The sequence below is a fragment of the Belliella aquatica genome (assembly GCF_014637795.1).
In the GTDB taxonomy this organism is placed as follows: domain Bacteria; phylum Bacteroidota; class Bacteroidia; order Cytophagales; family Cyclobacteriaceae; genus Belliella; species Belliella aquatica.
Window position 1 is genome coordinate 89,277 of record NZ_BMFD01000003.1, and the last position, 14,915, is coordinate 104,191.

A 14,915-nucleotide genomic window follows, 5' to 3' on the forward strand; every position below is an offset into this window, starting at 1 on the left:
TCCAGTTTGGAGATAACAATTCTAGCTATTTATTTTTACTTATACAAGTTTAGATTTCCTCTTGTATAAAATATAAAAACAAATTATTCCAACGGCTCCTCCAAGTGTATTTGCGGCAATGTCATAATAGTCAAATGAACGATTAGGAACGTGTCGCTGCAAATACTCAACTAATGTAGCAATAAATATCCCAAAAACTAAATAAATAGTAATTATTTTTTCTTTTATTTTATTTTGAGACACATTTGCTACTCTTAGCCATAATAATATTAGGACAAAAAACAGACCAAAGTGTATTATTTTGTCCTTAAATGGGAAAGGTGGTGTTGAAGGAAAATTATCTCCTGGACTTAACATGGCTATTAGCAAAAGCAGAAGCCATATTAAGGCAGGAATTAATCTGAATTTTAAAATTTTATCAAGCACCTACTAATTCAGCGTAAGCATCTGCTGAAAGTAATTCAGCAGGAAGATTGCCTGAGAATTTTATTTTGATCATCCAACCTGCACCGTATGGGTCTTCATTGACAACTTCAGGGGCTGATTCAAGCTCTTCGTTAAACTCTATGATTTCACCTTCTAATGGCATAAATAAGTCTGATACTGTTTTTACAGCTTCCACAGTCCCAAAAACATCACCAAATGCGATCGTTTCACCAACTGTCTCGACTTCAACATAAACAATGTCTCCAAGCTCTCTTTGGGCAAATTCAGTAATTCCAATTGTTGCGATGTCTCCATCGATTTTAACCCACTCGTGGTCATTCGTGTACTTGAGTTCTTTAGGGAAATTCATATAATTTTTTTTTGATAGTCAAAAATACAAGGAATACTCAAATGATAAAATCTATTGCGCTAAATTAAATCTTAATTGTCCTCCAAAGGCTGTTGAGCTTCGTCTAAAAGCAGTCGTCACTCTTGGGTCATTGATCGTTCTGTCAAAATAGATGGTGATATTTAGATTTTGATTGATGACGTAGCCGACAGTAGGTCGAATCTGAATATTTAAATTTCCATTGGTCACAGTGCTTCCCTCTTCAATTTTTCGTTGAACTTGTCTTGTATCTACTACTCGGGTATTTACTCTTATTTGCAAATCATTATTCAAAACCTCTTGTCTTCCTTGAATTTTAAAAGGGATTTTTACTCCTGATTTTGTGTAGCCGAGGTCAAACCCAAAATCTCTGCTTCTTTGCTCGGTTACCTGTGCATTCGAAAAATTCAATCCTAGGTTCCTTTCTGTATTGTACTCCATAGAGATATTTAGCCTGTCTTTGGTCAAGAAATTCACACCAACTAAAGGAGAGAATCTCTCTGTAAGAATAACTTGATTCAAGATGAAGATTGGGATGTATTGGCCAAACTCATTCGTTAGACTTGCCCCAGGAATATCTTGGATAGTATTAAATAGTTCTAGCCCATCTTGATATAGAAGTGAATTTGAGAAATTGCTTACTTCGTAGGTAGACGAGTACCCATGGGTAATATTGATACTTGAGAAATATTCTTTTAATGCAGGGATTTGTGTAAGTCCTTTGAAGTCTAGTCTCCAATTCGGTAGGGGGAATCTAGGGAATGGATTCAAATCCATAGTGGCTGGATCTTTACCTCCATAAGCTGCTAAAAATGCTAAACCTAGCACATCTTGACCATTTTGTGAATATTCTCCTCCAGGATTAGCTGCATTTAGCCTAGATTGTATAATTCCCCTATAGCTCTCAAAATTATTAAATAGGGGAGAGTTGTTGTTTTGATCATCCCTGGCAAAAGTAGTTCTGATCATTGAATATGTAATGCTATAACCACCCATTCTATTGGGGCTAATTGGGCTATACTGACCAGGAATGTCGGCAGAGTTTCTAAATATTTCACTATACTGCCCAGTCTCTCGTTTCCTAGCTTCAAAAGTGATTCGGAAATCTCTAAACGGCTCAGCAATACCCGAGACTTGTAGATTTTTGGTTTGGTTCTGACTAAACTGCTGAGTAAGCTCTGCACTTGGTGCCATCAACCCATTATTCGCTAGATTAAATCTGACATCTGGATTTTGACTACCAAGAATAAACCCGAAGCCAGGATTTAAAAAGCTTCTATCAAGACCCAAAAGTCCTGTATTTTCCATATATCCAGGTAAATATGTTCCTTCAATAATCGAGTATCTGAAATTGATATCCTTGATCATTGTTGCAAATTTCAAGAGTTTATTGGTAAATGGGGTTCCAATAGTGTCTTCTGCATTCACAGAAGGTCTTCCAGGAATTGATGGTCTTTTTGGGGCTGTCAGGGCTTTGTATTTTGCACTTTTGTTGTAAAGTTTTACAAAATCAAATTTACCAGTAAAAGTCCTGTCTCTAGTGTTTTGAATTACATTCCCTAAGGTATCTCGCTGACCTATAGCTCCTGTCATCCAAGTATAATCGGCAGCATATCTTATATCCGTACTGACCCAATCTAACATTGGAATTTTGCTAAAAGGAATTTTGTAATTCACATCCACACGGTGATTGTAATTGGTCGTTCTACCTAAGTTTCTGATGTTATTTCTGATCGAATCTAATTTCGCATCTGTATCGATTTCACCTTCAGGTTCATCGACAACAGCTAAGATTCTACTCGTAAAATCAACACGTAGGTTTTTTGTCAAATCCCAATTTACATTGTAAAATCTATTTATGAAGAAGCTCTTTTGGTAGAAAGGATCAACTCCATCCGTGGTAAGCTGATCATTTCTATATTGTGTACGCATAAATCTCCTATCCATATCAATCCTTGCTGATACAGAAGTAGGTACAAAGTTGATATTGAAATCTTTTAATAATTTCCCATAGGATCCGCTTAAAAATTCTGAAGATTTGAAGGGTTCAAAAACCACTGGTTTTGGCGAATAGTTGTATGCAATATTCCCTACATAAGTTTCGAAATTGTAGGATTCAGTGTTGATATTACTTTGCTGAACTGATCCGTAAGCGTAAGAGAGAGAGAAATTACTTATATCGTATACTCTAGATGTCTCTTTATTTGGATTTTTGTTTTTCCGGACATTGGTGAAGCCAATATTTCTTCTTTTGATTTGATCTAAAACTTGTGATCTATAAAGATCTCGTTCTGCATCCGTGTTGAATTTACCAAGAGCAATTTCGAAAGGTACATCGGGATTGAGCGGGTCGAATTCAGGCCGTGTACTCGAATTTTCCAAACTTACATACATTGGAATACTCACATTTAATGCCTCCGGAAGTATTTTCTCTACAGCTACGTTTGCTGAGATGTCATATTGAGTGGTAGATTGTCTAGCTCTTTGGGTAAGACGTGTCTCTAGTCCTCCAAAACCTATGGTGTTGTGTCTGATTGAAGTTGAAATCGTAGCTAAATCAGCAATTTTCATATTTAAGATCGCATTGGCAGCCCAACCTGCTGATTCATTAAAGCCTGTTGCGCGGAGCTCGTTGGCCCATACACAGACTGATTTTGATGCTGAACCTGTTTCCCCAGGGTTTCTTACACCAAGCATCATTCCTTGAACCATGCTGAGTTCAGGTCTTCCGACTACAGTGACTTTGTACTGTCTGACATCTTGAGTGAATGCAAGATTCAAAGGGACTTGTTGATTGTCTCTAGCTACTTTTACCCCAACTATTTCAGCGATAGAGATATCAATTTCGTTTTCTAAGGGCCAAATTTGCCTTGGGTCTCTTGTACCTTTAGGCGTAATCAATAGTGGCACTTCAATTTCATAGTAATTATCTGTATAGTCTGTTCCCAACCTTAGGAATGCTGTCAACTCGCCATCTTGTGCATCTTCACTATCCGCATGGAAGAACATTTTTAATCTTCCAAATTGCACTAAATCTTGCCTGGTGTTTTTGAAAACGGCTCTGGCATCTCTTGCTTGAAGGTCATCAACACAAAGGCGAAGTGACTGTTCGTTTAGTTGTCGCTCCACTGTCGATAAATTATCTCTATCTCTTGTGATTCCTGGAGGAAGGACATAAGGACTCTGAGTTGGACTTCCTTGACTATTTTCTTCGATGTTGACTACACCCACCGTAAGGTTTGAATTGTCAGGCTCTGGAATTTCAAAGAATCCTCTTTCAAACAAAGACTCTTGAAAAACCCTCCATTGAGAGCCAACTAACCTGAAGTTAGCCATTCTCATAACCACTGGCTGCTCAAAATCTGTCAAGTAGGTTCTCATAAACCTAATGGATTTGAAGCCTGAAATATCACCTTCAACTCGATCTGGTGTTCTTACAGGAATTCTAAAAAGATACCAATCTACCTCATCTCCACTTTGGGTGCTAGTGACTTTATCAACAATATAATTGCGACCAACCTCTAATTGTCCAGGTCTTAAGTCCAATTCATATTCATAATAACTCTCCAATTCATTGATGGTGTTGTCATTATTCAAATCTTCATTATTAGGCAAATTTGAGCCAGATGGAGTGTAGGGTAGGTTTTGATTTGCAGTGATAGGCGTATTGCCCTCCATACCGTTGAACTTTTTATATCGTTCAAGAATTTTTACGTTATTTTGATCAAAATTCTCATTAAGATAGTATTGAAAATTATCTTCAGAAGGATCTTGTAATATTCTGTTTAGAGCAGTTGGGTTTACATTAAGTCTGTTAATAAATCTATCTCGAAAGTAATCTGCTTCCTCTTCACTTTTTAGTCCATCTAAGCCTACATCTTGATTGACTCTAGCTTCTGCAGAATTATCAAATGCCGGAATTAAGAATTGCTCTCTTGTAATTCTTCCCCATTCTGTGGTTGCAGTTGCTGATGGATCACCATCTGATGGAAGCCCATTTTCAAAACCATGCCTTCCGTCTTTGAGTAAATCTTCAGAAACATCTCCAAGGTTAATTCTTAATTTACCACCTGTTGTATTATTTTCATTAAAGATTCCGTCTAACACTCGCCCATTTTCTCCTTGGATAAATGGATCGAGAAGCCAAAATTCAATGTATTCGATATTTGTTCGGTCAAAATCCACCTCTGTCGTAATTGCTCGAGTTACACCTCCATAGTTGTTTCTTGGATTGGGTAGCAATCCTTCATTAGTAAGGTTTGGATTGTAGTTATACATCCCTCTTTCACTCGGGAAATAGGCCATTTCGAATAGAGGTTCAGGGACAATAATCACATCACGATCTCTTCTAGGGAAGATTTCTTGCGGAATAACTCTTCTTACGTAGTGGTTTTGACGGTCTTCTCGTGTGATGTTTGAAGGTACTCCAGGCCCTGATTCTCTATAGAAAATATTATCTATATTATACCAAGCGACTTTTGCTCTTCGGTAAGCATTACCTAAGCGATCTTCGGTCATATTGCTTTGATCGAAAGCATCGTCTTCGGTTTTTGGAGTAGAAGCAAGGTGCCAATTTTGTGCTGCTGCACCTCCAAGATTAAAAGGAGTTATTGCTGACTCGAAATCATCAATGTATGCGGCTTGTTCTCCATTTACTCTGTTTGAAGTACCGGGGATAAGTTGGGCAAATTCACCACTAAACTGCACCAAGGAAGTTTCCTTTGTATTTGTGAAGGGTAATGCATCAGCAAGTTTTGTAAGAAATCTAGATTCATCACTGAAGTTTGCATCTAGTCCCCACATGCTATTTCTCAAAGTTTCACTACCGGCTGCAATTCTGGTGATGTTCGGCCTTTCATTGAGGTATAAATAAGTAGCACCTAAATTAAACTTGTCACTGAAGATATAATCGAGCCTCGTTCCTAACAAACTTCTTGTCTGGAAAGACACTAAATCAGCTTTTTCAAAACTGATATTAATCCTTTTTCCCGATTGAAGAATCCCTTCATTGATGATATTTAAGCGCCCAATATTATAGTCAATTGTGAAGTCTACACCTTCGGTCAAAGGGATATTTCCAGCCATGACAATAACTGAACCTGGTGAGATATTCAAACCAGGCAACATGATTTCTGACGCGGATCCAGCTGTCAATCTACCACGAATAAAATATTTGTTTAGTCTCGTGACTAGCTCTGCATCTGCTTGAGTTGTCCTGTAAAGTGTGTCATAAACAAACTTATCTACCAAAGCAGCTTCATTGGGTAAAAAGAGATTTTTAAGCGTTTTTCCAAAGGGCTCCAGAACAGGAAAAACGATCATCCCCCGATCTGGGAAAATTGTAATACCTGGAATAAAATCAAAATTACCATCTGGAGAAGGGTCATTTTGAGGATTCAAATTGTCCAGTCCAGTAAGTCTAATCAAAGGTCTATTTTTAAGGTTTTCACCTTCTAGTAAGCTAGGATTGTCTAGGCCTGTCCGATCATCTCTATAAATTACTTGAAGCTGAAATCCGTCTTTTTGAATTTGGTTTGCATTGAGGTTATAGACGTTTTTCATCATCAAATCCCAAGTGGGGATTCTTGTATTGATTCGAGCTGGTCTCAACATTTTCATGAAGATAATCTCGTCTTCTGGTCTATTTTGATAATCTTCGGAAAGCTCTCCCACCTTATAAACATTCCCATTGAAGGTATATTCATAAGAAACAGCTAATACTTCATCATTCTGCAGCTTTCTTGACAAAGAGATATACCCCAATTCTCTATTGAAGATAAATTCTGTTGGTGATAATTTTCTTGCACCATTAATTTGTTCAAAATCTGCCCCCCTTGTAAGGTTGAGGTTGGCTTCTATTGCACCAGAACCTGTATCAAATGGTCTAAAGGCAGGGTTGCTAGAAAGATTGCTGAAAAGTAAGTTTGATCCGTTTGCCGCTGGAGCACCAGGCGTACCAGTTCCAATATTTGGATTACCTGGTTTGAATAACCTTTGACCTTCTCCTAAGTCCATGAATGCGGCGAAATTTCTTAAAGTTTCTGTGTTGTTTGCGCGATTCATGATGTACACTTCTACCCGAGTGATATTCACACCCGATAAAATTTGAGGAAGTCCTCTGAGCCATCTTTCGTAATTGTCTCTAAAGAAATGCGCTAAGAAAAAATGTCTGTTTTCATCATAATCTGAGCCTTGAATTTCAAAAGCACGGCCTTGTCCACCACCCTCGATGACAAGCTCATCTCTTCGTCCTCTTTGCGTCGAGGCTACTCCAGTAACGAAAAGTTTCCCGAATTGAAGTTGTGTTTTTACACCAAAGAGATTTTGCGCTCCTTGGATCAAACTATTTTGTACCGGCATGCTAACATTCCCGATTTCAATAGATTTGATGATATCTTCTTCAAAGCCCGCATACTCTACTTTGAGCTGATTTTGGAAATCAAATGAATTATTGGAATCGAAATTGGCTCCAAGTTTCATTTTTTGTCCTAAGGAACCATTGACACTCATTTGGATTTGTTGGTTGAAATTGAAACCACCATTTTGCTGTTGTCGGATTGGAATAGAAGGGTTATCGACTCTTCGGAATATTGCCCCGAGATCCAAATTAACATATCCAGTTGGAGTAATATTGATTTCATTTCCACCAAAAATCCTATCAAAGCTTGGACTTGTAGTCATTGGTGGAATAAGCCCTCTTCCACTAACAGCACTTTCTCCATCCGACCCCCGAGATCGATCTCTCCAGTATTGCTGCCTCATTCGGTACTCTTCTAATTTTGAATATTCATCAAAATCATAGACAAAGCCTGAGTTAACATCTGTGGAATCCAATTGCTCCTGTATTCTGTATTTTAATGTAGAATCTAATTCAACGTGGATACGTTCTTGCCTTGGAGGGCTAGGATAAAAAGGAGATTGAATACGGTTGTATGGATATTGATTTGGGTAAAGAGGACTGGTCCTTAAACTTGGCCAAAGAAGAAAAGATGGAAGGATTCTTCTCTGACTTAGTGAATCTATTTTAGTTTTAGTAGTGTCTTGCTGGACTTGCTGCGCGTTTGCATTAGGCAGTACAATTATTCCCAACAAAAACAGGAGTATTGTTGGGGCAAAGAAACGGACACGAGCGTTGTGTAAAAAGTGGCTAAAGCAAAAGTTCAATTGATTATCAATTAAGGAATTATGTTGACTTTAAAGATGCTTTAATTAAATCTTCTAATGAAATTTCTGAACCTGTTTTTTTTAAGATAGCCGCGATATTTTTTTCCGCAGTTGCTTTTGGAAACCCAAGTGTAATCAATGCCTGTAACGCCTCTTCCTTTACTTTATTGTTTTGGTGAAGAAATCCGGTAGAACTGGTAGATAAATCCAAAATTGAGTCTTTTTTAACTTTATCCTTCAATTCTAGAACAATTCTTTGCGCCGTTTTAACACCCACTCCCTTGACATTTTGGATAGTTTTGAAGTCTTCTTGGATTATGGCTGTTTCCAATTCTTCAGAACTTAGAGAGGAAAGAATCATTAACCCTGTATTTGGTCCTACTCCGCTAATGGATATTAAATTCAGGAAAAGTTTCTTTTCAGCTTCTTCTTTGAAACCATATAGGGTATGCGCGTCTTCTTTGATGTGCAAAAAAGTGAGGAGCATAACTTGCTCCTCATCTTTGATTTTAGAATAGGTCTGCAAAGAAATCTTTACGTGATATCCTATTCCTGATATATCAATAATCACAAATGTTGGGTCTTTGAAGACCAATTTGCCTTTTAGATATGAGATCATATTTTAGCTTTCTGTTTGTGCATCAACGACAGCAATTGCCACCATATTGACAATTTCTCTGATTGAGCTACCAAGCTGTAATATATGAACAGGTTTATTCATTCCCAAGAGAACTGGTCCTATTGCTTCTGCATTTCCTATTTCAGAAAGCAATTTATAGGCAATATTTCCTGAACTTAAGTCTGGGAAGATTAACGTATTTGCTTTTTTTCCTATTAAAGAGCTGAATGGATAGTTTTCTTTTTGAATTTCTTCATTCAAGGCAACATTCGCTTGCATTTCTCCTTCGATAATCAACTCTGGGTATTTTTTCTTCGCTAACATTGCTGCTTTCGCAGTTTTGGTTGCTGTTTCTCCTTTAGCAGACCCAAAGTTAGAGTAGGAAAGTACTGCTACCCTAGGTTCAATATCAAAGAATTTTACTCCGTTAGCAGTTAAGCCTATGATTTCTACCAACTCTTCCGCAGAAGGATTTAGATTTACTGTTGTATCAGCGAAGAAATAAGGCCCTTTGTCTGTGTTCATGATGTACATGCCTGCCACCCTGTCTATTCCTGGTTTTACGCCAATGACATGCAAGGATGGTAAGATGGTTTTTGGATAATCTTTGGTCAATCCCGAAATCAAAGCATCAGCCTCTCCAAGCTCTACCATCATAGCTCCAAAATAGTTTCTGTCTCTCATTAGTCGAACAGCCTCTTTCGGAGTGATACCTTTTCTTTGTCTTTTTTGATAAAGGACAGCACCGTATTCTTGTAACTTATCTAAGCTTTTATAAGTATCGATTATAGTGGCTCCATTGAGATCAAGTTTATTTTCCTCAATCAATGCCATGATCTTTTCTTCATTACCCAAAAGGATAGGGATAGCGATTTTTTCATCGCGGATCATTTGTGCAGCTTTTAATATTTTCACATTATCCGCTTCTGCAAACACGACACGCTTAGGATCTTTTTTAGCTCTAGAGATCACTCTTGACATCAATCTTTGATCTATGCCAATTCTTTCCTGAAGCTCAAGCTCGTAAGCATCCCAATCGGTGATCATGATCTTAGCAACACCTGACTCCATTGCTGCTTTAGCAACTGCCGGAGCAATGGTTGTGATCAATCTTGGATCGAAAGGTTTTGGGATCAAATAAGTTGGCCCAAAAGCTAATTTATTATCTCCATATGCCTTATTGACGATTTCAGGAACTGGTTCTTTTGCTAACTTGGCAATTGCTTTTGCCGCAGCTAATTTCATCGCCTCGTTGATTGCAGTAGCTCTTACGTCTAATGCTCCTCTGAAAATGTATGGGAATCCAAGTACATTATTGACTTGATTAGGATAATCAGATCTTCCTGTTGCCATGATTACATCCTCTCTAGCTGCTTTCGCCATTTCGTAAGGAATCTCAGGGTCAGGATTTGCGAGTGCAAATACAATTGGATTTGGCGCCATTACCTTGATTTGTTCTCCTGATACAATATTTCCAGCAGACAATCCTAAAAATACATCTGCGCCAGAAAGGGCATCTGTCAAAGTACGAAGATCTCTGTGTGTAGCAAATTCACTCTTGATATCATCCAAGTCAGGTCGATCCATCCGGATGGCACCTTCTTTATCACACATGACAATATTCTCTCTTTTGACTCCAAGTATCATGTAGAATCTTGTGCATGAGACAGCAGATGCTCCAGCACCATTGACTACTAGCTTGATCTCTTCAATATTTTTCCCTACAACTTCAAGTGCATTCAATAAGGCTGCGCCAGAAATGATTGCTGTACCATGCTGATCATCATGCATGACAGGAATCTTCATTTCTTTCTTTAATGTCGTCTCTATTTCAAAACACTCTGGTGCTTTGATGTCCTCGAGGTTGATTCCTCCAAAAGTAGGCTCGAGAGATTTTATAATTTGAATCAGTTTTTTCGGATCTTTTTCATCAATTTCAATATCGAACACATCGATACCTGCAAATTTTTTGAAAAGCACACCTTTACCCTCCATGACAGGCTTTGAAGCCTCAGGTCCAATGTCACCTAAACCCAAGACTGCTGTTCCATTAGAGATTACGGCCACCAAGTTTCCTTTTGCGGTGTATTTGTAGACGTTTTCTTTATCAGCTTCGATTTCCTTACATGGCTCCGCCACTCCTGGTGAGTAAGCAAGTGCCAGATCCAATTGACTAGAAAGTGGTTTGGTCGGAATGACCTCAATTTTCCCCGGTTTTCCCTGTGTGTGGTAATTTAAAGCGTCTTCTTTTCTAATCTTAATCGGCATAGGTTTATGTTTTGTCTTAATTAACTTACAAAGCTTGCTCGGGTAGAATGTCCGTTGCCAAAAGCAGGGTCTCTATTTCTCTGATTGCTTCTCGGTGACCTTGATTCGGGAAGTAAACAAATCCTTCCATGTAGTAAAGTTTCCCTCTTTTTGAATCTACAATCACATAGGCAAGAAATGAACCTCCCATTGAAATGTTGGCAGTTTTCCATCCTCCTCGTATTTCTACCGCAAAGTTATCATTTATATTGAAGTTATTGAATACTGGTGTAGGATCAACTTTTTCGATTACCAAATAAGACTCTTTGTTGTCTGGGTCACCGAATAAATGTTGTCGGGTAATTTGATCTCTAAGTTTAATGACATTTTCTGGAAATACCTGTTCCTCAGAAGTATAGTCCGTCTCGTAGAAGAAAAGGCTAATATCTGCTCGATCTGTCCTTGGTGTTGGCTGTCTTAACCATAAAAAATCATCCTCAGCTTTTGCAATTTGATAAGATGCAGGAACATTGATCGCTAGTCCCAATTTTTCTCCAGCAACTCTAGCAACTGAGCTTTTTCTATTTAAGATATTCTTTTCAAGTCGACCTCTTTCTCTAACTTGAAAAAGATTTTGAAGCTTATTTTTATTCTGTTTTAAATTTTTGATTAATTCTTCTTCATTGTTTCCAAAAAGATAAATCAACTCTTGACCAACGGCAAATTCATCTTCACTTCTGAGCATGTAAAGATTTGGATCTTCCGCTGCTTTTTCTTTGGCCTCTTTACTAAATAGTTTATTGATGTTTTGACTACCTGCTTTCTTATCATCAAAAGTGGTGACATAGATTATGTTTGTGGCCATTTTAAGAATTCTTGTCATCGCACGAGGATCCACACGTCTGATTGAAAACATGCTCTCATCTCTGATTAAACCTTTTACATCTGCTAAGAATACCTCTTGGAGTGCTTCACCTACTGGACCTTGCCATTTGGTGGAATCAATTGCGAGTACAATTTCACCAATCGCTCCTCTAGCTTTTGGTTTGGTGGAGTTCGAGTCTTTGCCATAATCATCACATGACCATATTGTAGCCACAGATATAAGAATGACTATTACTGACAATAGTTTTTGGAATGATTTCATAATTTTTCAGTGTTGTGTAGGGCTAATTTAAGTAATTAGTTAAATAATGAAAAAGATTTTTACTATTTAATTAGTTTTATCCTATGATTAATTTTTGACCTGGTTTGATCTGATTTGAGTTTAGGTTGTTCAATTTCTTGATTTCATCAATTGTAACTCCACTCAATTTCTTAGAAATAAGCCATAAGGAATCTCCTGGCTGCACTGTATACACTTTGGAACCGGTCTCAGTTGTAGCAATGGCTTTAGTGACTGTTGGTGTTGATGCACTTGTATTATTAGAATAAATCTGAAGGGATTGTCCTACTCTTATTGTATTGGACTGCAGATTATTTAAGTTCTTAATATTCGTGACTGAGGTACCATGCCTTTGCGCAATACTACCCAAAACATCACCTGATCTGACTTTATAAGTAATCAATGTACCCGTAGCTTCGCCGGCGGAAATGGCAGGTTCAATAAGTTTTGCCGTTCTAAGCGCAACGATTCTCTCATCTGTCAAAGTGACATCATCTTTGAAAATTTGGTAATTTTCTGAAATTAATGCTGCTTTTGCCGCAGGAACATTTAAAGCAATATGTTTATGCGAAGAAGGAATCAGTCTGTTTTTTATTGAAGGATTAAGTAGCTCTAAATCTTCTACACACACTCCCGTGACTTGTGCCAATTGCTCTAAATCTAATTCTTGATTAAATTTGATTTTTTCATAGCTCATAGCATAAGTTGGCTCTTCTAAAAATAAGTTATGCTCATGTGTATTTCGAAGGATATACATCATGGCTTGGAATTGTGGGACATAGCTCCTTGTCTCACGTGGCAGATAATCATAAACTCCCCAGAATGTTTTTTTTCCACCAGACCTTCTAATTGCTTTTCTGACATTTCCTGGTCCACAATTGTATGCGGCTAGTGCCAATTCCCAATTCCCAAACATATTGTATAGGGATTTTAAGTATTTCGCAGCTGCGTCTGTCGACAATTCAGGATCCATGCGGTCATCTATATCGATATTAGCTTGGAGGTTATACATCCTGCCTGTCGCCGGCATAAACTGCCAAAGTCCCATCGCACCCACTCTTGATTTTGCTCTAGGATTAAGACCTGATTCGATGATTGCCAAATATTTAATGTCGTCTGGCATGTTATGATCAGCTAAGACTTTTTCAAAAAGCGGAAAATAAGTTGCTTCACGTTCCATAACCATCCTTGCATAATCTCGATTTCTTACAACAAAATAGTTGATGAAGGAAAAGATCCGATCGTTTAGCTCAAAAGGCATCTCGGTTTCCATTTCCTTGATTCTTTGAGCGACTTGATCGTAAGTGAAATCAGGGATATAGTCAAATTGGTAATTTGCTGATATGGTTTCCTCTTGGATTCCTTGTTCACTTAAGCCAAAAAGTTCTTGACCATGAAGAACAGAACTACCAAACAAAACCATTAAAAAGGTAAGGGAGATGTATGCGATTGTGTTCTTCATAGTCAAGTTATTTATTGGGTGTTTGTCGTGTTTAAATAATTTGCGAAGGCATATAGTTCTGCCTCTTTAAATGAATTTGCCATTATTTGTAATCCGATCGGTAAACCTTGTTTATCAACGCCATTTGGGATGGATAATGCAGGCACACCTGATACTGATGCTTGTACTGTGAAAAGATCTTCAAGGTACATGGCTACTGGATCATTACTATGCTCTCCAAACTTAAACGCTGTAGACGGCGTAGTCGGCATAATAATGTAGTCATATTTATTTAATAAATCCTCAGTGAATTCTTTGATTAGCCTTCTTACTTTTTGTGCTTTGGTGAAATAAGCATCATAGTAGCTTGCACTCAATACAAAAGTACCAAGCATGATTCTTCTTTTCACCTCATCGCCAAATCCTTCAGAACGGGTCATTTTGTACATGCTTTCAAGATTATGTGCATTTGGAGTTCGATATCCATATTTCACACCATCAAAGCGAGACAAGTTTGAGCTTGCTTCTGCTGTTGTCAAAATGTAGTAAGTCGGAAGAATATATTTCAGCAAAGGAAAATTCACTTCATCCACTTGATGACCTTCAACCTTCAACCTGTCCAAGACAGCAAGTGTATTTTCTTTGATCTCGGCTTGCAAAGCAGGAGATTCAATTGATTCTTTCAGATAAGCGACTTTTACTCTTTTGTCAAAATGGAGTAATTCGCTGTAGTGTGGAACTGGCTTCTTTGAAACAGTACTGTCATAGTCATCTGATCCAGCCATAATTTCCATCACCAAAGCGTTGTCAGGTACATTTTTAGAGAAAACACCAATGGTGTCAAACGACGAAGCATAAGCAATCAATCCCCATCTTGATACTCTGGAATAAGTTGGTTTGATACCAACCAAGCCAGTGAAAGCAGCTGGCTGTCTTACCGACCCACCCGTGTCAGTACCAAGGGAAACTGTACACAAGTTCGCCTGAACGGCTACAGCAGAACCTCCAGAAGAACCTCCAGGAACGCGACTTTCGTCAGCTGCATTGAGTACTTTTCCGTGGACTGAGTTTTCATTGGAGCTACCCATCCCGAATTCATCACAATTCAATCTTCCGATAATAATTGCATCTTCATCAATTAATCTTTGGACCGCCGTGGCTGTGAATTGTGATTCAAATCCTTCTAGGATTTTGCTTGAAGCATTGACAGTATGACCTTTGTAACAAAGAACATCTTTGATACCAATGACCATTCCAGCTAATCTTCCTGCATTTCCAGAAGAGATTTTTTCATCAACCTTAGCAGCTTGAGCCAAAGCAGAATCCGTATAAACTTCAACGAAGGCGTTTAAGTGCGCCTTCGTCTGAATGTTGTTGAGATAATAATTAACTATCGCTTTACAGTCGGTTTCCCTGTTTGCCAGCGACTTTTTTATTTCGTCAAATGAAAGGAATTTTTCCAATG

8 protein-coding genes are annotated in these 14,915 nt (G+C 38.1%); all 8 read right to left on the bottom strand.

What is annotated here, in order from left to right:
- Positions 1–39 precede the first annotated feature (39 nt).
- Positions 40–426 carry a VanZ family protein gene (locus IEV57_RS05210; RefSeq protein WP_229744239.1) on the bottom strand — a complete coding sequence of 129 codons (387 nt, stop codon included), beginning with the start codon at positions 424–426 and terminating at the stop codon, positions 40–42.
- On the bottom strand, positions 419–796 hold the full coding sequence (gene gcvH, locus IEV57_RS05215; protein ID WP_188440359.1) for a glycine cleavage system protein GcvH: 378 nt from the start codon (positions 794–796) through the stop codon (positions 419–421). The genes IEV57_RS05210 and gcvH overlap by 8 nt, the downstream gene beginning before the upstream one ends.
- Positions 797–847: 51 nt before the next feature.
- Positions 848–7,906: a T9SS outer membrane translocon Sov/SprA gene (gene sov, locus IEV57_RS05220; RefSeq protein ID WP_188440361.1), complete on the bottom strand. Its 7,059-nt coding sequence runs from the start codon at positions 7,904–7,906 to the stop codon at positions 848–850.
- Positions 7,907–7,997: 91 nt separating this feature from the next.
- Entirely contained in the window at positions 7,998–8,597 is a 600-nt protein-coding gene (gene ruvA, locus IEV57_RS05225) for a Holliday junction branch migration protein RuvA (RefSeq protein WP_188440363.1), read from the bottom strand.
- A gap of 3 nt (positions 8,598–8,600) precedes the next feature.
- The gene (locus tag IEV57_RS05230; protein WP_188440365.1) at positions 8,601–10,865 is read right to left on the bottom strand and encodes an NADP-dependent malic enzyme; all 2,265 of its coding nucleotides are present in this window, start codon (positions 10,863–10,865) and stop codon (positions 8,601–8,603) included.
- Positions 10,866–10,890: 25 nt separating this feature from the next.
- Positions 10,891–11,991, bottom strand: coding sequence for a DUF4837 family protein (locus tag IEV57_RS05235; protein WP_188440367.1), 1,101 nt, complete (start codon positions 11,989–11,991; stop codon positions 10,891–10,893).
- 76 nt (positions 11,992–12,067) lie between these two features.
- Positions 12,068–13,471, bottom strand: coding sequence for a lytic transglycosylase domain-containing protein (locus tag IEV57_RS05240; RefSeq protein WP_188440369.1), 1,404 nt, complete (start codon positions 13,469–13,471; stop codon positions 12,068–12,070).
- Positions 13,472–13,482: 11 nt separating this feature from the next.
- On the bottom strand, positions 13,483–14,913 hold the full coding sequence (gene gatA / locus IEV57_RS05245) for an Asp-tRNA(Asn)/Glu-tRNA(Gln) amidotransferase subunit GatA (RefSeq protein WP_188440371.1): 1,431 nt from the start codon (positions 14,911–14,913) through the stop codon (positions 13,483–13,485).
- Positions 14,914–14,915 lie beyond the last annotated feature (2 nt).